Annotated in this window: 27 protein-coding genes; 15 read left to right on the forward strand and 12 right to left on the reverse strand. The window is 48.7% G+C overall.

Annotated elements, in window-relative coordinates:
- Positions 1–14: 14 nt before the first annotated feature.
- A complete protein-coding gene (locus P400_RS0106355) occupies positions 15–929 on the reverse strand; it encodes a YitT family protein (RefSeq protein ID WP_026825390.1) in 915 nt (304 codons plus the stop codon).
- 124 nt (positions 930–1,053) lie between these two features.
- Here P400_RS0106355 and P400_RS0106360 point away from each other — a divergent pair, with 124 nt between their 5' ends.
- A complete protein-coding gene (locus P400_RS0106360; RefSeq protein WP_026825391.1) occupies positions 1,054–1,341 on the forward strand; it encodes a putative quinol monooxygenase in 288 nt (95 codons plus the stop codon).
- A gap of 119 nt (positions 1,342–1,460) precedes the next feature.
- Here the strand turns inward: P400_RS0106360 and P400_RS0106365 are convergent, their stop codons facing one another.
- A complete protein-coding gene (locus tag P400_RS0106365) occupies positions 1,461–1,958 on the reverse strand; it encodes a hypothetical protein (protein WP_026825392.1) in 498 nt (165 codons plus the stop codon).
- Positions 1,959–2,114: 156 nt separating this feature from the next.
- Here P400_RS0106365 and P400_RS0106370 point away from each other — a divergent pair, with 156 nt between their 5' ends.
- From P400_RS0106370 to P400_RS0106395, 6 genes are all read left to right on the forward strand, one after another.
- Positions 2,115–2,600 (forward strand): hypothetical protein, encoded by a 486-nt coding sequence (locus tag P400_RS0106370; protein ID WP_026825393.1) that lies wholly within the window; start codon positions 2,115–2,117, stop codon positions 2,598–2,600.
- 15 nt (positions 2,601–2,615) lie between these two features.
- Complete coding sequence (locus P400_RS15665) at positions 2,616–2,795, forward strand: hypothetical protein (RefSeq protein ID WP_161634148.1); 180 nt, start codon at positions 2,616–2,618, stop codon at positions 2,793–2,795.
- Positions 2,796–2,855: 60 nt separating this feature from the next.
- Positions 2,856–3,683: a GNAT family N-acetyltransferase gene (locus tag P400_RS0106380; protein ID WP_026825394.1), complete on the forward strand. Its 828-nt coding sequence runs from the start codon at positions 2,856–2,858 to the stop codon at positions 3,681–3,683.
- A 10-nt stretch (positions 3,684–3,693) separates the two neighbouring features.
- A complete protein-coding gene (locus P400_RS15005) occupies positions 3,694–4,017 on the forward strand; it encodes a hypothetical protein (protein ID WP_034770911.1) in 324 nt (107 codons plus the stop codon).
- Positions 4,018–4,139: 122 nt separating this feature from the next.
- Positions 4,140–5,432, forward strand: coding sequence for a methyl-accepting chemotaxis protein (locus tag P400_RS0106390; RefSeq protein WP_026825395.1), 1,293 nt, complete (start codon positions 4,140–4,142; stop codon positions 5,430–5,432).
- A 257-nt stretch (positions 5,433–5,689) separates the two neighbouring features.
- Positions 5,690–6,934, forward strand: a complete 1,245-nt coding sequence (locus P400_RS0106395) for a flagellin N-terminal helical domain-containing protein (protein WP_026825396.1) — start codon at positions 5,690–5,692, stop codon at positions 6,932–6,934.
- 57 nt (positions 6,935–6,991) lie between these two features.
- Here the strand turns inward: P400_RS0106395 and P400_RS15010 are convergent, their stop codons facing one another.
- Positions 6,992–7,864, reverse strand: a complete 873-nt coding sequence (locus tag P400_RS15010) for a hypothetical protein (protein WP_051545957.1) — start codon at positions 7,862–7,864, stop codon at positions 6,992–6,994.
- Between the two features lie 177 nt (positions 7,865–8,041).
- On the opposite strand from P400_RS15010, the gene P400_RS0106405 reads away from it, so the two are divergent.
- From P400_RS0106405 to P400_RS0106420, 4 genes are read left to right on the forward strand one after another with little or no spacing between them, the layout of a single operon-like run.
- Positions 8,042–8,398: a flagellar protein FlaG gene (locus P400_RS0106405; RefSeq protein WP_026825397.1), complete on the forward strand. Its 357-nt coding sequence runs from the start codon at positions 8,042–8,044 to the stop codon at positions 8,396–8,398.
- 12 nt (positions 8,399–8,410) lie between these two features.
- Entirely contained in the window at positions 8,411–10,105 is a 1,695-nt protein-coding gene (gene fliD, locus P400_RS0106410; protein WP_026825398.1) for a flagellar filament capping protein FliD, read from the forward strand.
- Between the two features lie 14 nt (positions 10,106–10,119).
- Positions 10,120–10,494 carry a flagellar export chaperone FliS gene (gene fliS / locus P400_RS0106415; RefSeq protein ID WP_012726961.1) on the forward strand — a complete coding sequence of 125 codons (375 nt, stop codon included), beginning with the start codon at positions 10,120–10,122 and terminating at the stop codon, positions 10,492–10,494.
- A complete protein-coding gene (locus tag P400_RS0106420; RefSeq protein WP_012726960.1) occupies positions 10,491–10,844 on the forward strand; it encodes a flagellar protein FliT in 354 nt (117 codons plus the stop codon). Before fliS ends, P400_RS0106420 begins: the two co-directional genes overlap by 4 nt.
- 35 nt (positions 10,845–10,879) lie before the next feature.
- Here P400_RS0106420 and P400_RS15375 read toward each other — a convergent pair whose 3' ends face one another.
- Complete coding sequence (locus tag P400_RS15375; RefSeq protein ID WP_051545958.1) at positions 10,880–11,257, reverse strand: DUF3021 family protein; 378 nt, start codon at positions 11,255–11,257, stop codon at positions 10,880–10,882.
- A 159-nt stretch (positions 11,258–11,416) separates the two neighbouring features.
- On the opposite strand from P400_RS15375, the gene P400_RS0106430 reads away from it, so the two are divergent.
- From P400_RS0106430 to P400_RS0106440, 3 genes are all read left to right on the forward strand, one after another.
- Positions 11,417–11,602 (forward strand): hypothetical protein, encoded by a 186-nt coding sequence (locus tag P400_RS0106430; RefSeq protein ID WP_026825399.1) that lies wholly within the window; start codon positions 11,417–11,419, stop codon positions 11,600–11,602.
- A gap of 135 nt (positions 11,603–11,737) precedes the next feature.
- A complete protein-coding gene (locus P400_RS0106435; RefSeq protein WP_026825400.1) occupies positions 11,738–12,364 on the forward strand; it encodes a hypothetical protein in 627 nt (208 codons plus the stop codon).
- Positions 12,365–12,522: 158 nt separating this feature from the next.
- Positions 12,523–13,191, forward strand: coding sequence for a DUF4352 domain-containing protein (locus P400_RS0106440; RefSeq protein ID WP_026825401.1), 669 nt, complete (start codon positions 12,523–12,525; stop codon positions 13,189–13,191).
- Positions 13,192–13,234: 43 nt separating this feature from the next.
- Here P400_RS0106440 and P400_RS0106445 read toward each other — a convergent pair whose 3' ends face one another.
- From P400_RS0106445 to P400_RS0106480, 8 genes are all read right to left on the reverse strand, one after another.
- Positions 13,235–13,735 (reverse strand): DUF1572 family protein, encoded by a 501-nt coding sequence (locus tag P400_RS0106445; protein WP_026825402.1) that lies wholly within the window; start codon positions 13,733–13,735, stop codon positions 13,235–13,237.
- A 293-nt stretch (positions 13,736–14,028) separates the two neighbouring features.
- The gene (locus tag P400_RS0106450; protein ID WP_026825403.1) at positions 14,029–14,694 is read right to left on the reverse strand and encodes a DUF2225 domain-containing protein; all 666 of its coding nucleotides are present in this window, start codon (positions 14,692–14,694) and stop codon (positions 14,029–14,031) included.
- 9 nt (positions 14,695–14,703) lie between these two features.
- Positions 14,704–15,147 carry a YaaR family protein gene (locus P400_RS0106455; protein ID WP_026825404.1) on the reverse strand — a complete coding sequence of 148 codons (444 nt, stop codon included), beginning with the start codon at positions 15,145–15,147 and terminating at the stop codon, positions 14,704–14,706.
- Between the two features lie 25 nt (positions 15,148–15,172).
- Positions 15,173–16,075 carry a flagellin N-terminal helical domain-containing protein gene (locus tag P400_RS0106460; protein ID WP_026825405.1) on the reverse strand — a complete coding sequence of 301 codons (903 nt, stop codon included), beginning with the start codon at positions 16,073–16,075 and terminating at the stop codon, positions 15,173–15,175.
- On the reverse strand, positions 16,059–16,439 hold the full coding sequence (locus tag P400_RS0106465; RefSeq protein ID WP_026825406.1) for a flagellar protein FliS: 381 nt from the start codon (positions 16,437–16,439) through the stop codon (positions 16,059–16,061). The genes P400_RS0106460 and P400_RS0106465 overlap by 17 nt, the downstream gene beginning before the upstream one ends.
- Positions 16,436–16,726 (reverse strand): EscU/YscU/HrcU family type III secretion system export apparatus switch protein, encoded by a 291-nt coding sequence (locus P400_RS0106470; protein ID WP_026825407.1) that lies wholly within the window; start codon positions 16,724–16,726, stop codon positions 16,436–16,438. The genes P400_RS0106465 and P400_RS0106470 overlap by 4 nt, the downstream gene beginning before the upstream one ends.
- Positions 16,727–16,735: 9 nt before the next feature.
- Entirely contained in the window at positions 16,736–18,457 is a 1,722-nt protein-coding gene (locus P400_RS0106475; protein WP_026825408.1) for a hypothetical protein, read from the reverse strand.
- Between the two features lie 73 nt (positions 18,458–18,530).
- Positions 18,531–19,025: a competence protein ComK gene (locus P400_RS0106480; RefSeq protein WP_026825409.1), complete on the reverse strand. Its 495-nt coding sequence runs from the start codon at positions 19,023–19,025 to the stop codon at positions 18,531–18,533.
- 271 nt (positions 19,026–19,296) lie between these two features.
- On the opposite strand from P400_RS0106480, the gene cspD reads away from it, so the two are divergent.
- Positions 19,297–19,494: a cold-shock protein CspD gene (cspD, locus tag P400_RS0106485; protein ID WP_026825410.1), complete on the forward strand. Its 198-nt coding sequence runs from the start codon at positions 19,297–19,299 to the stop codon at positions 19,492–19,494.
- Positions 19,495–19,640 lie beyond the last annotated feature (146 nt).

Raw genomic sequence — 19,640 nt, forward strand, 5'->3', positions numbered from 1 at the left:
AGGGGATTTCACGTTTAGTGAATATTCTTTTTCTTGAACTGTCCGCCTCGGACGTCGTGAATGTTACCGATAGCAAGAAAAGCTTTCTCGTCATAGTCATCGAGGATATCTTTCAGCTTCGTCTCCTCGAGTCGGCTGATGACGGTGAAGACGACTTTCTTTCCGTCTCCGGTATAGGCACCTTCTCCATGCAGATACGTCACGCCCCGACCGAGCCGGTCCATAATCGCTTGGCCGATTTCTTCAGGTGCCGTCGTAATGATCCACGCCGCTTTCGACTGATCAATCCCTTCTAAGACGACATCGATTGTTTTAAAAGCGATAAAATACGTGAGGAGCGAGTACATGGCCCGGTCCCAGCTGAAGACGAAACCGGCTGTCCCGAGAATGAAGATGTTGAAGAACATGACGATCTCACCGACCGAGAACGGTAAGCGGTTCGTAAAAGAGACGGCAAGAATCTCTGTCCCATCGAGTGAACCTCCTGCACGGATGACGAGCCCGATCCCGGCCCCGAGTAAAAAGCCACCGAAAACGGTCGACAACAAGAGGTCGTCGGTGAATGGCTTGATGTCATGAAGGACGATGGTGAAGGCCGACATGAGCAAGATTGCCGTCAATGTGACGACGGCGAACGTCTTCCCGATTTGTCGATACCCGAAATAGATGAACGGCAAGTTGAAGAGGACGAGCCAGATGGCGAGTTTCGTCTCGGTCAAATACGAGACGATAATCGAGACGCCGACGATCCCTCCGTCGATGATTTGGTTCGGAACGAGGAAGGCCTCCAAACCGACCGCGAAGACGAGGGAGCCGAGCAGTAAGAGGACGACTTTCGCAAACAGTTCGGATGCCTTGATCGGATTATGTTCGCGCCTTAAGCGCTGCACTTCCTCCGGTGTTGGGGAAGGCATGGGTGTACGCTGCATACGGGGTGCCCCCTTTCCATTTTCTTTAAGTATAGCAAACCTTCAAGGCATGTGAGCCGTCAAGGCAGGAAATCTGACATGGAAAGTGGAATGAGTCGATGCAAGAGAAAGGGGAAGATGGAGAATGTACGCACTGATTGGCAAGCTCGTCACGAAAGCGGGGCAACGCGACAGACTCGTGGCGATTTTATCGGAAGCAGCGCGTGAGATGGAGGCGACTTCGGACTGTGAATCGTATCGGGTCCACGTGTCGCTTGACGAGGCAGACACGGTTTTCGTATATGAAGTGTGGCGGAGTGAGGATGCGCATGCGGCGTCGTTGTCGCTTGCTGAAGTGAGGGCGTATATCGACCAGGCGAAGCCAATCCTCGAGCGGATGGAGCGGATCGCCGCGCTCGAACTACGGTCATGACAGAGGGTGAATGACGAGACGGATGGCTGAAAGCTGTCCGTTTTTATTGTAAGGGGAATCAGCAATTCGAAAAGAGACATGAAAAATCCCCTCGTTCATTAGAAACGAGGGGATGGTCATCAACTTGTTGTCAAACTGCCTTTGACTTTATCGTAGAAGTCATCCATCATACCGGTACGGCTACCGAGTTGGCAGATGAGTTCAAGTGTTTCTTTATAAAATTTCTTGACGAGCCCTTTGTTTTTGACGCCGTCCATCGATGCGAGCGTCTGATCGAGATTCTCTAAAATCTCTTTGATTTGTGCGTCCGAGTCCGGTTTGACGACCGTCATATTTTCGGGGATGCTGACGACCTTCTCTTGACCTTGGTGGCGGAACGATGCGCCGAAGCCGAGGTTCTCGATGAAGAGGTGCGGCATCACTTTTTGACCGAAGAAATGCTTGTGCCAGTCAGATGCTTTCATCGTGTCCATATCTTGCTTGAACGTAGATGCTGTCGAGACGTATTGTTTAAACAAATCCGTCATGAATTTCTCGATGACCGGGATTTGCAGGGCGAAGACGTTTTTCAGGAGTGCGTCGAGCTGGGCGCGCGTCAAAGTAGTTTCGTTAGACATGTCAGTTCCTCTTTTCTATAGTACGTTATTACCATCGTATGGGATTGGCGGACAGTCGTCAATGTAAGGGGAAACATTTTTTCAGAATATTTAATGAAAAGTCATCGACTTATGGGATAATCAAGTGAAGACATTAACAAGTAGGGAGTGGTTCTTGTGAACAAATCGATGAAGTGGGCGCTCGCGCTCGGTGTGACCGGTGCGTTGGTGGCGACGGTCGGTGTCGTCTCGTCCCGGGGGCGGACGGAGGACACGACTCAGACGATCCGTGACCGTGAGCTCGGTTACGAGATCATTTTGCCATCGAAGATTGTCTCGGCGATCGAGCGGGGTGACGTCTATATCGAGAAGGCACAGGACGTTGTCGACATCGGGGACACGAAGAGCTACGGCACGTTCGATTTATACTATAACGTCGAGGACGGGGAAGACCAACTGTTGTTCCACCTAGATTTGATCGACCGTGAGTTGACAGAAGAGACGTTCGCGACAGAGGTCGGCTACGGCAACTACCTCGGAACGAACGATAAGACGTTCTTCTGGGTCGAACCGACCGAGGCCGTCCCGGGTGCCGAGGCACATACGGACGAGATTGCCGAGTTGATCGAGACCCTTCCTGAGCTAGAGTTTCGGACGTTATAAGGAACGGGTGGTCGTGTGCGAACGAGAGAAAGGGATTATACGGAGGGATTGATTGTAGCCCTTCTGTTTATCGTTGCTGTGTATGTGTTTGATTTACCGAAACAAGAAAGCTGGATCATCTTGGCTATCGTGATCGTCATCTCGGTCACGATGCGAGAAGTGACGTATCTTTTTCAGAATGAAGGGAATGACTGAGAGCCCGCTCGCTACGGCGGGCTTTTTCCTTTGTGCTACAATACAAATGAGGTGATATGAATGAATTGGACAGTAGAAGAAGTAAGACAGGCAGATGACGTCACGGCGTTAGAACAGGCGGTCAACTCGAATGACAAGATTGATGTCAAAGTAGGACATGAGTCGGTCGGACAGAACGACTATGCGGTATATGACGGGGAGACGCTCGTCGGCTATCTCATGCTCTTCCCGTATCTTCCGAACGAATATGAGGTGAACGCGCTCGTCCATCCGGAATACCGGAAGCAAGGTGTCTTCACGGCACTTCTCGAGACGGCGAAACAGGACGCGAAATTGAACGGTTGCGAAGCGTTCACGTTCGTCATCGACCGGAACTCGGCATCTGGAAAGGCAGTGCTCGACCATCTTCAGGCGGCATACCAGTTCTCGGAATACAATCTCGTCTTGAAAAAGGCGGAGCTTTTCTTGAAGCCGGACGAGGTATCGCTACGTGAGGCGACAGCAGACGACCGTCCGCTCATCATCGCGACGCTCAGCGAGGCGTTCGGTGACCCGGTCGATGTGACGGAAAATATCTATCAACAAATCGACACGCCAGATCGCGTGACGTACATCGGCGAGGTTGACGGAAAGCCAGTCGGGATCATCCGTGCCCTGCTCACAGGGGATGACGCGGCAAGTATCCATGCGTTCGGGGTCAAAGCAGGTGAGCAAGGCAAAGGCTACGGCACGAAAATGTTGAAACAGATGGTGCAACAACTGTTCCGCATGGGTCGAACGAAAGTCGAGCTCGATGTCGAGACGGAAAACAAGGCGGCGCTCGAGATTTATAAGCGTGCCGGTTTTGCGGAAAATGGCGGCTATGAGTTTTATATGATCGAATTATGAGGTGAACCACATGGTAAAAAATCTAAAATGGCTCGGCGCGGCGTTTGAAGCATTTCTCGGAATCCCACTTCTCGGTGGTCTGTTTATCATCAGTATGGGGTACTCCCCCCTCGGGTTCATGTTCGTGTACCACGTGATCGTATTGATTCTGTCGTTCAGTCGACTGAATCGATTCTCGTACGGGGCGGCGGTCGGCATTGCGGCGTCAGTCCTCGGCTTTATCCCGTTTGTCGGGATGATGCTACACTGGGCAGCAGCGATCACACTCGCGATTGATGCGGCGACGACACCACGACGTATGATGCATGTCGAACGTGACGATGAAGCATTTTGACGAAACGTACTCCTTGACGGGGTGCGTTTTTTCATTGACCAAACGTTCAACTGAAAACGCTATACATTCTTTGGAAAATGGACGATATAGTAAGTGATGAACACAATGAGGAGGAACAAACAGTGAAAGTATTTAAAAACTTTACGACGCAATTGCTCGCGTGGATTTTGGTCACATCCTTTATCACGGGCGGAGCGGTCGGCTACATCACCCTATTACTCTTGACGGAACTCGAGATGGAACAAGGTCAGGTCATGCTCGTCGGTACGGTTGCGGCGTTACTCATCTCGTCACTCGGCGGCATCGTCATCTACTTGATTGCCCGTCGACCACTGAAAGCGGTCGAAATGGCATCTGAAAAAGCCGTCGAAGTCGGAAACGGCGACTTGACGGTGCACTTCGCAGACGAGAAGACGACGGATCGTTCAGAAATGGGACGTTTACTCTTGTCGATGGACAACATGGTCGAACACCTTCGGGAACAAGGCACGAACATGCGTTACACGGCAGACCAATTGACTGGTTCGGCACAAGAGATTGCAGCTTCCGTTCAAGAAGGGAACGTTGCCGGCGAAAGTATTCGTTCTGCGATGGATTCTCTCAACAAAATGTTAGAAGACAACGTCAGTGCGACGTATAATTCGATGGACTTGCTCGGAGCGGTCGCGCGTACGATGGAGAGTATCCGCCAAGAGATGTCATCGGCGCTTGATTCGGCGAGCGAGATGCAACAGGAAGCAGAGAGCGGGAAGGGTCTTGCCTCGTCTTCCGTCAACGCGATGCATGCGATTGCTGGGAAAGTGGAGCAATCATCAACACTTAACAGCCAGTTGACGGAAATGACAGGCGAAATCTCACGGATCACGGATGTCATCAGTGACATCTCGGCACAGACGAACTTGCTTGCCTTGAACGCATCGATCGAAGCGGCACGTGCCGGTGAGCATGGTCGTGGATTCGCCGTCGTTGCGGCAGAAGTGAAAAAGCTCGCGGAACAAACAGCGAATTCGACTCAAGAAATCACGGATCTCATCGTCGACGTGAAGCGTCTCGTTGGCGATACATCGTCTTCAATGGCGAACGTCAAAGCAGAAGTAGAGACAGGCGTCGGCTTAGTTGAAAAAGCGGGTGGTGCGTTCGCGTCGATCCACAACTCAGCGAATGAAGTGTACAGCCATGTCCATTCGGTCGATTCCCTCTTAGATGAGTCACGCGGTCAAATCGATTCGGTCGTGACAAACTCGGCAGGCATCGTTGGCATGGTCGAAGAAGCATCACGTTATGCGAATGAAGTGACGTCAGCGGCGAGCCAGCAAGCGGCAAGCCTTGGTGAAGTGAACGGGGCGATGTCAGAGCTCGTTCGGGTTGCGGAGAGTTTGCAGAATGAGACGGAACAGATGAAGGTGGAAGTGTAAGTTAGAATAGCTCACTCGAGTTGGTCATCAAAAGCCGACGAGAGTGGGCTATTTTTATGCAATTTGAAGATTTCTATTCAAAACGTGTAACTTTTTTCGAAAAAGACTAAACAGATAGGAACGCACTCCGATATAGAGTATGGAAACGATAAAACGTTCCAAAAAAATGTAAGGTGAGGGGCCGGCCTAAACCTTGCATGCTCGGACAAATGGATTTGGAAGAGCGGAAAAACTCAAACCTATGGAGGGAAATTACAATGATTATTAACCACAACCTTAACTCAATGAACGCACACCGTAACATGTCATTCAATACAGCACAAACAGGCAAAGCGATGGAGAAATTGTCTTCAGGTCTTCGTATCAACCGTGCTGGAGATGACGCAGCTGGTCTTGCAATCTCTGAGAAAATGCGCGGGCAAATTCGCGGTTTAGATCAGGCAACGCGTAACTCACAAGATGGAATTTCACTTATTCAAACAGGTGAAGGTGCATTGAACGAAACACATTCAATTCTTCAACGCATGCGTGAACTCTCAGTTCAATCAGCGAACGATACAAACACAACTCAAGACCGTTCTAACATCCAAGATGAAATGAAACAACTTGGAACTGAAGTTGATCGTATTGCTAACCAAACTGAATTCAACACTAAAAAACTTTTAAATGGAGCAATGGGATCTGCACAGGCAACTGCAACAGGTACAATTGTGAATAATAGTGGTCTTGACGCTGCAGCGGCTGACGGTACAGTCTTAAACGTACTTACAGACAAAGCTGGAAATAACCTTGGGTTACAAACTGGTGACGTAATTACGGCCTCATGGTCTGTTAACGGAACTCAACAAACAGCTACCTTTACAATTGCAGATGCAGCTGTTGATACAATGGCAGCGATCAATACTGCTATTGCAGGAAATGCAACTGTGACAACTGCAGCTACGGCATCAGGTGCAACTACAATTACGGCTGCAACTGGTGGATCTGTTGGGCAAATCAATGGCTTTGCAATCGAGGTTAAATCTGCAACTGGCGAACGTAAAGAAGCAGCTTCAAATGCCCTTTCAAACTTTGAAGTAGGCACTGAAGCGAAAGATGTTCGTAACGATGGATCAGCTACATTCCATATCGGTGCAAACAATGGTCAAACAATCAACCTTTCAATTTCTGATATGCGTGCATCTACACTTGGTGTTAAAGATTTACAAGTTGGTACACAGTCACAAGCTGAAACAGCAGTTAAAGTAATTGATCAAGCTATACAAAAAGTTTCGGTTGAACGTTCAAAACTTGGTTCGGTACAGAACCGTCTTGAGCACACAATTAACAACTTGAGTACTTCTGCTGAAAACCTTCAAGCTGCTGAATCACGTGTACGTGATGTAGACATGGCAAAAGAGATGATGAACTTTACGAAGAACAACATCCTTAACCAAGCTGCACAGGCTATGATGGCGCAATCGAATCAGCAACCGCAAGCGGTTCTTCAATTGCTTCGTTAATCGGCTCTATAATATGATTTTTAACACCCGCATCCTGGAAGGGAACGCGGGTGTTTTTTAACTTACATACACAACTTGTTCTTCTTTTAATCGGTTCTTCTTAATATCTTGCCACTTGTATACGACAGACCAATAGCTACGTCCTAGTATATCTGCAATTTCTTGATCTGAAATTCCTTTTAATTTTGAAGTCACAATCAGTTCGATTTCTTCCTCCGAATAATCGTTTTTAGGTTTTGATGTGATGACAATCATATCTGGATTCGCTTCTTTCTCCAACTGCAAGCGATGTTCCCAATCTAGCTTCCATGCCATAGAAGGTATTTTCTCACTGTATGAAGCAGTAAAGTCTAAGAATTTTAGAGCAACTTCCGTCTTTTGAATACGGAGAATGAAATTGTGACCATCATTTCTTCGACTTAGCACAAAACGATGTCCAAATGTTTTTTCGATGAATTGACTTAAGTAATTTAATTCAGAAGGATGAAATGCTTGCAAGTAGAGTGCGATATGAGGAGTTAAAATCATTTGTTGCTTTTTTGAACGGGTTGAGCGCGTGACACACAGACTGCCATCATCTAAATAGAGTGCTAGTAAAAAAACTGGATCCGTACATTCTTCAAGTAAATGAAGGGGGATGCTTTTCTTACCTCCGATATAAAGTTCTGCTCGAAGCCAAGTGAAAAGTTCATCAAAACGTGAGGTGAGAGAAGCGCTTGTTCCGTTATTGTTTTTGATGATACTCGAAAAAATTCGTGGAGCGCTGTTTAATTTCCATTCACGATATTCGAGTTGCTTGATTGAAAAATGTTCTCCATATCTTAAATTCGCATTTGGATATTTCTTTTTAGAAATTCCGATGTGTCCATCTCCCAATAAAGTCCCCATTAATAAACTCTTCTCAAAAGTCGTCAATTCTTCCCATTTCATCGCTTTTTATCCTCTCTTAAGGGAATGTACGTTCTTATATTAAATACCCAATTTAAATAATCGAATTTCAATTCAAAAGAAAATAATTATGAACAATCATTGAACAAGTTTCCATTGAACTTCTTTCCTAACTTGCCGATATTAAGATAGAGAAGAACAAATAAGGAGTAGACCAACATGAACCCGACCATTTCAGAAGTCCGGCTTCACCTACCTTCTTCCGTCTTGCCGTATGAACAAACGAAAAACGTGTTCGTCGAAGCGAATCAAGCGAAACTCGCCGACGAAGGCATCGTCATTCTTCCGACGCCTCAACACGTTACCAAGCTAGAGGCGGCCGTCGAGAAGGCGAATCAAATACTGGAACAACAGCGTACAGGCTTAAAATTTATGAAGCATGAAAAATTGAACGACTACTATATTCAAATCGTGGATACGAACAACGAAGTGATCCGCGAAATCCCAAGCAAAAAATCCCTCGATTTCTTTGCAGCGTTCATGGAGTTCAATCATCTCTTTGACGAACGGGTATAAAGGAGGATTTTCATGACGACACCTATCCGATTTGGCGGACTCGCCAGTGGAATCGATACGGATACGATTATTAAGCAATTGATGCAGGCTGAACGTGCGCCGGTTGATAAACTTGAACAGAAAAAACAAACGACAGAATGGAAGCGCGATGCATATCGCGAAATCAACCGCTCACTCATGACGTTACGAAATAGCGCGGTCGACTTGATGTTCAGCCGAAACTTCTATGCGAAGACGTCTAGCTCGTCGGATGAGTCGAAAATCAGCGTGACTGCCGGACCTTCAAGTGGAAATAGCGCGGTTCGGATCGACTCGGTTACACAGTTGGCCAGTTCGGCGACGACTATTTTAGATGCTGTCGATCGTAACGGACAAAAGTTGACGAGTACAACAAAATTATCAGACATGAATGGATTTGTTGCCGGACAAAAGCGTGTCATTCAAGAGACGGCTGGAACCGAGTTAACGATTCCGAAAGATTTGGACTTTTCGACAGTCGTCTTAAAAGATGCTGCAGGAAATGTTTTAAATGCTGCTGACTTCGCGTATGACGCGACGACTGGAAAAGTCACCGCTACCAATACAACGAACTATCCTGGTGGAGTTATTCCAAAAGATGTTTCTACTTCGTTCTCCTCTGGGACTGGCTTTGAAATTCAGTACAAATCTAGTACAGCCGGGACGTATCAAAAGATTGAATTAGGTGCGGACGCAACGGTACAAGATTTGATGAGTCAGTTAAATAGTAAAGAGACAGGACTCTCTGCTTTCTTTGAATCGTCTACCGGAAAAATCTCTTTGTCGACGAAAGAGACCGGGGCAACTTCTACTATTCAATTTGACACCAACTTCAAATCTGCCTTTAGTATGGGGACGGTTGTTCCGACTGGACAAAATGCGAAGTTTAAAGTGAATGGGATTGAAGTCGAACGTGCTTCGAACACGACGACGATTGACAATATGACGTTGACACTGAAATCATCTTTCCTCGAAACAGGAGGACCCGTCACACTATCGGCCGCTACCGACACCCAAAAAATCTTTGACAACATCAAAGGTTTCGTCGATAAATACAATGAGACGATTGATCTCATGAACAAGAAGACACGCGAAGAGCGTTTCCGTTCATTCGCACCGCTCACGCAGGCACAGCGTGATGAGTTGTCTGAAGATGAGATCAAGAAGTGGGAAGAGAAAGCGATGAGCGGGATGCTCCGTGGCGACACGATTCTTCGTGGGACGATGGACACGCTTCGTAGCAAATGGTCGGGCGCAACATCTACTACGAATGATTTAGACATGTCTCGCTTGTTCCAGATTGGGCTCTCGACCGGTTCAGACTTCACGAACGGTGGAAAGATTGAGCTGAATGAAGAGAAGTTAAAAGCAGCCATCGAGAAAGACCCGGAACAAGTGTACAAGCTCTTCACGGATGAAGAGACGGGACTTCTTCCTCAAATCCGCGACGCCGCAAAAGACTCACGTGAGACGATTACGCGAATCGCCGGTGCGGACGGGGCTGGTGCTCCGACGTATTCAATGGGTCGCGAAATGACACAGATGGATACGCGAATCCAGCGACTGAACGATTTACTCATCGATAAAGAAAACGCCTACTACCGTCGCTTCGCGGCGATGGAAACGGCGATGAACCAGGCGAACTCGCAAGCCGCTTCACTTCAACAGTTTTTAGGCGGCGGAATGTAAGAGGAGGAATTTAAATGGTGGCTAATCCATATGCAGCTTATCAAAACAATGCGGTCACGACCGCGAACCCACAGGAACTGACGCTTATGCTTTATGACGGGGCGCTCAAGTTCATGCGCCTCGCCAAGCTTGCGATCGACCAGGGCAATCCTGATTTAAAGAACATCAACATCCAAAAGACGCAAGCCATCTTCCAAGAGCTTCGTCTCACACTCAATAAAGACATCGCTATTTCAGCGAATTTAGACTCGCTCTATGACTACATGTGGCGTCGTCTCGTCGATGCGAACGTCAAGAACGACACGACCATTCTCGACGAAGTGCTCGACTTCACGACGGAACTCCGTGACACGTGGAAGGAAGCGATGAAACTCGCGAAGCAGTCATGAGACCAATCGATGAGATTATCTTAAAGACACAGCGCTTAAAAGAGTTGCTGGCGAAAGTCCCAGAAGAGCCGACGTATGACACGTGGATGGAACAAATCCATGAGCTCTTGGACGACCGGGAACAATTGCTCGCGGCGCACGGTCCTGACTTGGAAAAAGCCGATCAGACGGTCCTTCGGCAGCTCGTTGACGACAGTCAAAAGATTGCCCGTCTCATTGAAGCCGAACATCAGCGTCTCGGGATGACGCTCGGGACGGCCCGGATGGAACGGAAGACGGTCAAGTCGTACGTCGATCCATATGAAGACGTGGATTCCAACTTTTCCGGTCTATTCGACCAACAGACATAACAAAGCTCGAAGGCATGCGCCTTCGAGCTTTTGTGTTAAGAGGCTTTGACTTGGCGTCGCATCCGAATGATGAAATAAGAAGCGGTAAACAAGATGAGACCACTTACCGTAAAGTTTAAGTAGAGACGTGTAGCATCTTGAAGCGACGTGACTGGTGTAGCTCCACCGAACCAAAGGAGTGGTAGGATCGTCACGTGCATGACGCTCCAGTGAATGAAAATTTGCTTTTTGAACGACCACTGCGGGACTTCGTAAATGACACTTGTGAGCCCGAGAAAGAAAGCGACTCCTGCGTAGACAAGCATTCCGTGTACGCCGTCCATATTTCCTGACCATCCTTGGTAGAGCGCGAGGATCGCGAACGGAAGCGACCATAAGAGGCTCCGTACGAACCCTTTCTTTAATAATTGCATATGTACCATCCCTTCATTGAATCGTTATGGATATATACGAACATCATGCAAAAAGGTTTCGGATAAAAAGCGAGGATGAAATGACGTCTGTTTTCCGCTATAATCGGGTAAATATCAATGTAGCCGTTGCTTCTTTTCTGGAAAGAGGAGGGAAACGAGATGCGTGAGAAAGAGTCCAAACCGGTATCGTCACGGAAACGCCGTTATTTCGTCTATGGTCCAGAGGGAGCGTACGATGAGTATGTGGAGCGTGACCCGAAGCTCGAGGCATACGTCGAGGATGACATGCCAATCGAGGAGCGTCCCGACCCATATGAGGAAGAAGAGCTGAAATCAAGAGGATAAGTATATGTGTCAAGGTTCGATTTTGGACCTTGACTTTTATTTTGCCTGGAACTTTTTCTTACATCGGTGTTGCTTGCCAATTCGTTATATTCTTCTTAACCACAACACTTGGATTTTGGAAAGGGAGAGATGAAGATGAACATGAAACGATTTGGCTTACTGGTGGCGGTACCGCTCACACTACTCGTCGGATGTGGGGAAGCAGATGAACTGAAGACGACAGCGACGGACACGGAAGAAGTGGCAGAGGCGGAAGCGAGTGCGTCTGAAGAAAAGACCGCTGAAGAGACGGACGTCCAAGAAAGTGAACTCGGCACGAACAAGATCTACATGAAGAATAAGGCACTTACGATCACGGAGACGATGGGACCGATTCAGTTCGCAATCGACAAGGTACAGACGTCACGCTTGCAGGTGAATGAGGTGTATCGTGATTCATTTGATGGAGCTGAAGAAGTGACGGTGGTCGCCATGAATGTGATTGCAGAGAATACTGTCGACGACGCGATTAGTTTTTACCCGGATCAAGGTACGATTGTCACAAACACCGGAGAGCAGGTCGAGGCAGACCTCTTTTTCTCGGATGACGTCGGTGGAGAATTTTTAGGGAAGGTGAAGAAGGAAGGCAATGTTCTCTTCTTCGTCAAAGCAAAACCAGAAGAGTTGACTGAAGTAAAATTTTTCACGAGTGGACCTTCGAACGAAGCGTTTGAGAGAGTGGCAGAAGAGCGATACGAATTCACCATCAACGTAACAAAATGAGAATAGGCGTGCCGAGAGATATCGGCACGCTTTTTGTATGGTCATTGGAAAATAAGTGTTTGAATTATCATAAATGATATGTTTTTTTCTAATTTGATGGGTACATATTCAATATAAGTCATTGACCGACGAGATTTTCGAATAGGAGGGAACGTGTCATGAAGGTTCGACATGGGTTATTCGTTTTGCCTCTCGTATTTCTGATTGGATGTGGGGAAACGGATGAGGCGACGACTTCTGAAACTACCGAGCAGACCGAACAGACAACAGAAGAAGAAACCACTTCCTCACCAGAAGGAAGTGAATCGAGTAAAGGTGAAGATACGTCAGAAGGGATTGGTGGCTCTGAAGAATTTGAAGTAGAAGAGGATGAAATCGGAGTCAGCCAGATTTATATGAAGAATCGCAACCTAGGTATTGAAGAAAAGATTGGCCCAATCATTTTCCAAATCGATAAAGTACAAACACTCCGATTACAGGTCTCTTCTGATTTTCGTTTCATGTTCGATGATAAAAAAGAAGTGACCATTGTCTCTTTCAACGTAATTGTCGAGAATACGAGTGACGACACGGTCTCATTTCATCCAAATCAGGCACGGCTCGTCACGAATACAGGAGAACAAGTAGACGCTGATATGATTATTTCAGAGGACGTTGGAGGAGAATTTTTAGGTAAAGTGAAGAAAGAGGGTGGGGTACTCTTTCATGTGGACTCGATGCCAAAAGAATTGACCGAGGTGCGTTTTGTCGTAGAAGGCCCTTATAACGATCAATTCAACACAATCGCGGAAGACCGTTACGAATATCCGATTGATGTCACGAAATGAAAAAGAAGCATGTCAATCCATCGTTGGCATGCTTCCTTTGAACTCACTTCCGCTGATGTGGTAGCGGGATCGACAAGACGTCCCAGTCGCTTCCTGCAAATAGCTTCGATAAATAGACGATCTGTCCGACGTGATACCCGTAATGCGACACTTGTCGCTCGATCGCATCAATCACGGAATGGGCTTCCCCTCGAATCATCACGTCCTTCCCAAGGTCATCTGGTGTCAGATCGGCTAGGACGTCGTCTAACAGCTGCCAGCGCTCGTCCCACACCTGCATCAGTTCGTCCCGGGACAGTTGTTGGTCCTCGAACTCGGCGTCGCGATTACGGTCCGGCTTCTCACCATCCGTCGTCAAAAAATCGGTCCAGCGCGACTTCATGTTATTCGCCATGTGCTGGATGATCAGGGCGAGGGAGAGCGTATCGGGTGCAAGAGTCTTGTGCAGGTCCTCGTCACTCACTTGGACGAGCGCACGCTCGGCGAGTTGTTTCTGACTTTTGAATGTGGCACGTACGGTGTCGAGATATTGCGTTTCAAACATGAAAGATTCCTCCTTATCGTATGTATCTGCTTTGACTATACCCGACATGCATCCCGGTCAAAAACTATAGTAATATTATAAAATAAGCGTTATACTAATCTTATCGTGCAAGACGCCACCGCGTAGTCGGCATGAGGGTGCCTTGTTTTGGTTTTCACGTGAGTCATGTCGCGTGGTCTCTTTTCGGTTTGAAGGTTCACCCATCAATGGTGTCGATTGCGTTTGTCCGAGAGTGGATGAGCGCGATTTTTTTGTATGCAAAAAGTGTGAGACACGAAGTCCCACACTTCTCGTTATGTATGCTCCAACCGAAAATCTTCCCAATGCTCGCGGGCCTGATTCCGGATTCGCTCTGATACTTCCTTACTGCTGAGAAGAATCCCGTACCAGCGACGCGCATCTTCGTAGTAGTCGAGTGCGGCCGACAAATCGGCAATCCGTAGCATAAGTTGGTCGTACGGTAATCCGGTCCGAATCGGGTCCGTATACGCTTCCTGCACCTCATTGTATTTATCGAGTGTTCGCTGCATCCATTCCTTCTCAGACGCCGTATCTTCAATTAATCGGTACATCCATACGATCCGCATCCCGAGCATGGCGACGACAGACGGTTTTTGTCCGCTCAATTGGGCCGTCATGACCGCGAACTTATACAAGAGAATCACGTGTTCAGGTGTACGGTCACCTTTCAATACATCCGCATTTACTTGATTAAAGTAGTGTGTCTCGAGCGCTTCCCGGTTGTGTTTTCGCACCTTATCGAACGAGTCATGGAAGACAAGATGACAGTAATCACAGACGGAAGGTTCGTACAAATACGGGTTCGGTCCGTCATACGTCGTGTATCCGTCCTTCTCGACTTCGAGCGGACGAATGTGACGCGACAAGACGCGGTTCGTCTTACTTTCCTGTAAACAATACGGACATTTGACTTTCTTCAAAAACAAATGTTCTGCCATTTCGACACCTCACACATAGACGTTGACGAGCAGTCCTCGAATCTCACCGACCTGGTCGAGAAGGGAGAGGCGAGAGGCTTCTCCCGAGATGACCTGATCCGTCAGCGCGAGGAGTTTTTGGTCGACTTGTTCGACGACCTTATAAATCTTCGCACGGCCGCGGCGATTGAATCCGCGTTTGTCCTCGAGACGGAGTGCCGCGTCAACGGCCTCTTTCATAAAGTCTTTAATCAGCTGTTTGTATTCGGCGAGCGCCTCGACGGTCTGACTCTCGGCGAGCAGTTCTCCTTGTTCATGGATCGCGGCGATTTGACGCTGGAAGCGTTCATGTTCACGGTCTTCGCGCTTTTGACCGATTACGTTTTGGAAGGAGACGCCCGGTTCGACTTCGGGGCGTTTTGCCTTACTTGAGCCGAGGAGCGATTGCGTCTCCATGATGCGACGAATGTCCATATGGGCAACCGTCCTTTCTAATAGGTTAGTTCAATAATTGTAACACGCCTTGCGGCAATGCGTTCGACTGGGCAATCATTGCCATGCCGGACTGGTTCAAGATGTTTAGACGGGCGAAGTCCATCATTTCACGGGCCATATCGGCATCACGGATTCGTGACTCAGACGCCGTCAAGTTCTCTGAACCGATGGCGACGACGCTGACGTTTGCCTCGAGCCGGTTTTGGATGGCCCCAAGTTTCGAACGTTCGAGCGAGACCTTGTTGATGGCCGCATCAAATTTCGCGATTGCTTCTCCCGCTTTGTCTGGCGTCAACACGCTCAGCGCGTAGTATGTTTCAGACGCTGTCGCCTGATCATTGTCGTGATCGACGGCAGGAAGTTCTCCGCCACCTGCTGACGTCGTCGTAATGTCGAGCGCATGCGCCCGCATGTCTTCGACGTTCAAGATGACGGCCTCGTTATTACCGGCACCGATTTGGAAGAATAACGTGCTCTTGCCTTCTTTGTATTCCCCGTTCATGATTTTCTTCGAGTTGAATTCGGTTGTTTCCGCGATTCGCGTCACTTCGGCAGTCAACGCGTTGATTTCTTCCTGGACAGCTTTGGCGTCGTCCTCACTGAGCGTCCCGTTCGCCGCTTGGACGGACAGTTCTCGCATCCGTTGGAGAAGGGCGTGTGTCTCGTTCATCCCACCTTCAAGCGTCTGTGTGAGCGAGATGCTGTCGAGCGTGTTGCGTTCTGCCATCGAAAGCGAGTCGAGGCGCATTCGCATCTTCTCGGAGATGGCGAGACCTGCCGCATCGTCAGACGCCTTGTTGATCCGAACCCCACTCGAGAGACGATCCATCGTCTTTTTCATCGAGGCTTGGTTCAGGGAAAGGGAAGTATAGGCTTTTAATGCTTGAACGTTATTGGTAATTTTCATAGCGGTTTCCTCCAGTCGGGGCAAGTTGGGTTTTAGCACGCTCCATCGCTTCGCTCCACGTTTGATCGAGATCGCTTGCGAGCGTATGTAGTTCGGCGATTTTTTGCTTGTCCTGATCGATGATCGCTTCGACACTGGCGTTCGCCATGTAGAGATAAATTTCATCGAGTTGTGCCGCGATAATCCCACCGCCATCATGGAGTCCTTGATGGAGCTTGACTAACAGCTCACGGGCTTGACGAAGGTGGCGATTCCGTTCCGCAATCGTCGAGTCTTGGGCACGTTTGTAATGATAAACGAGCGCGTGTAACATCGCCTGCGTCAGTTCTTCAGGCCTCATTTCATATAGCTGGGTTGAATTCATCTTTGGTCTCCTTTGATTGAATCAAGTTCTTCTATTAACAACAACACTTCTGCCATCACGTCATATAGCTGGGGTGGGATGGCGTCCCCTAAGTCAAGGTCGAGCAGATGTCCGAGCAAGGAATGGTCGTTCTCGACCGCCACGCCTCGGGCACGTGCTTCCTGTAAAATCTTTTCCGCGACGGCACCGGTCCCGCGGGCGACGACGACGGGCGCTTTGTCCGTCGACTCGTCATAGCGGACGACCGCGGCCGTCTTTCGTTTCGTCAAATCCATGCGTTGGTACATCGGGACCTCCTAAATTCTAAAGTCATAACCGGTAGTCGGTGCCACCTTCGGTTCTTCGGTGACACGTTCGGCTTTCGTGAGCGGTTTGAACTGGGTCGTCACACTCTTATATCCAATCGTCTCGAGCGTCTGTTCAATCTTTCCAAGAAGTGGACGGGCGATTTGCTCGACCGTCGCATCGTCGTGTTCGAGCGTGAGTCGGAGGTTCCGATCTTTCGCTTCAAGCTTGACGCCGATTTCTCCGAGGCGCGGTGTCTCTAAACGGATGTAGAGGACGCTATTCTCCCAGTCGACGACGTCTCCTGCTTCCCGGTTTTGGATATGGACGTGGATGCCGGTGTCAATCTCTTGTACTTTAGCCGGTAGGGCGAACAAGAGCTGATGGAGCTGACCACCATCGAGGCGATTGAGCGTCTGTTGTACTTGGAAGAACGAGGCGAGTCGTTGTGCCTCGGGGTTCGTCGTATCCGCTCGTACTGACAAAGCCGATGCCGGCGCGTTAGAGGTCGTATGTGCAAGTTGTTGGGCCTGGACGCGTTGCGTCACTTCCTGCACGTGTCGACCAGACAGCGTCGAGTCGAGTTTGAGCGGAGCAACGGAAGGGATTTCTCCGGCGCGTGTCGCCCCGTGCGGGATATATTCGATGCGCACTTGGTTCGGAGCGTATCGGAAGTCGTTCAACGTCGCCCGTACTTCTTTGACGAGTGTCGCACTTTCTTGTGGCTTAGTCGCAAGTAAAGATAAAGCGAGGTCGAGCTTGGCCGTCATGGTGACGAGCTGCTTCTCTTGAGTGATATCGGTATGAAGTAGGGCGTCCGTCTTTTGGACGAGTTGCGTCAAACGGGTCGATACGGTCTCGAGGGCAGGGCGTGCCGCATGCGGGTTCGTCTCAATCAACGCGGCGACTTGTCCGAGTTGTTTCGTCACCGTTGCCTGTTCGCTTCGGAAATTGTTCGTCACCGTCGCGAGATGGCTCGTCACTTCCTTCACCATGACCTGTCGTCCGTTGACGAGAGGGAGCGTCATCGGTTCAGAACGCTCCATCTTCGGCGGTGCAGGCAGGTCGCGGATGGTACGGTCGACCGTATCTGGTGTCGGTATGACGCGTTCGCTCACGGGACGTGATAGGTTGACGAGCTCGACGTACCGCTCTTTTTGCGGGTACGGGGCGTTCTGTGCCGGTGGTGTAAGCTGTTGTCTCGCTTCATTCAAGGAGAGGACAGCGATCTCCCGTGCCATCTCACGAGGGAGGACTTGCGTGTCGAGCGTCTTCAAATGAAGGATGACGTCTCGCATGTCCCCTTTGAATGCCGTTTCGAGAAGGCGCACCGTATCCTCGTTCATCGGTAAGCGTCCGGATTGTAGCAGTCGACTGACCGCGCTTCGCACTTCCGGTGGAAGGGAAGCGAGGAGCGTCTGGATCTTCGCGTCAAGCTTTGACGACGCGGAAGCAGGTGGCGCGGATTCAAGCGTCTCTTCCTTTTGGGGAATGACGGTTGCCATCAACATGCCATCCTGTTCGGCAAGCGTCACGTGGAACGGGTTCGTTTTTGGAAGCCCATCTTTGAATGTGACCTCGACTTCTTCACCGTTGATTTTGACGATTGCGGAGTCGGGGCCGGTCTGTTTGACGAGTTCGGCCTTATACGTCCGGTTCGTCTGAATGCCTGGTAAGACCGAACTGACAGCGGTCGCTTGGGCTTGAATTTGCATGTTTGTCACCTCGACCATAATATCGACCTCTTTTTAAAAAAATGAAGCGAACAATAGAAAAAAACCTTCCGTCTTTTCGACGGAAGGTGAGTCATGATTCGAGCACGGGGCCCGCATTCATTTGTTGGAACCGGGCGACGAGTTCGCCTGTCGCTTTTAGCTGGTTCCGAAGGACGTACGGTGTTGCGTTCGTTTGGATTTGATGTCCATTCGTTGTGAGGAGTAGCCCGTTTGGCTCTTCCTCGATGTTCAGTATGTCTCGAATATGGGACCAAGCATACCATTCACAATCGTCTCGCTTCGGAGACTTCGTCGGGAAGAAGACGAGTCCGGTTGTCGGTTCGATCACGACAGGGACTTTCCCTTTTACGCCGGCGACGCGTTTGGCGATGAAGATTCTTTCCTCGATCGAGCTGTTGTACTGGCGGCAAGATAGTTGCAACAACTGGTACGGCCGGAGCGGGGTTGAAATCTCGGTGCCATCCTCGAGAATGATCCGTGACTGCTTCATGATATCAAAGCAAGGGAGAATCGCCACGGTTCGCTTTGTGATGCGATATTTTTCCTCAGAATAGTAGGAGCGCATACGCTGCACCATCCTCCTCGTATTAGATTTTCAGGATCGGCTAAAGACAAACGGCACAAACCTAAATCATCCCTTCAATGATATATCACAAAAAATGTAAATTCAATAAGGCAATATGAAAAGTAGGGAAATATAATTCCAATGAAAGCCAAATGACGAAACGTTTACAATAATTTGAGAAATTGTTTGTCACGCTTCCAAGAAGGTGGTAAGATTAGCCGTAGAGGACAAACCTCTGTATTCTCCAATGGTGAAAGGAATGGATTTACACATGGTAGGTAAAGTAAAATGGTTTAACTCAGAAAAAGGTTTTGGATTCATCGAAGTTGAAGGCGGCAAAGACGTGTTCGTACACTTCTCAGCAATCCAATCTGAAGGTTACAAATCACTTGACGAAGGTCAAGAAGTAGAGTTTGAAATCGTTGATGGCGAGCGCGGCCCACAAGCGGCTAACGTTACAAAATTATAATTTCAAACCACGAAGCCGGTTCCCTTGGGAACCGGCTTTTTATTTTGTCTATATAATTTAAAAAGGCGTTTAAAAATGACTAGAATGGGTATTTTCTTTCTATACCTTTCGCTCGTTCTAGGAAATGTTACATTAGGAACAAAATT

Source organism: Exiguobacterium marinum DSM 16307 (assembly GCF_000620845.1).
Lineage (GTDB): Bacteria > Bacillota > Bacilli > Exiguobacteriales > Exiguobacteriaceae > Exiguobacterium > Exiguobacterium marinum.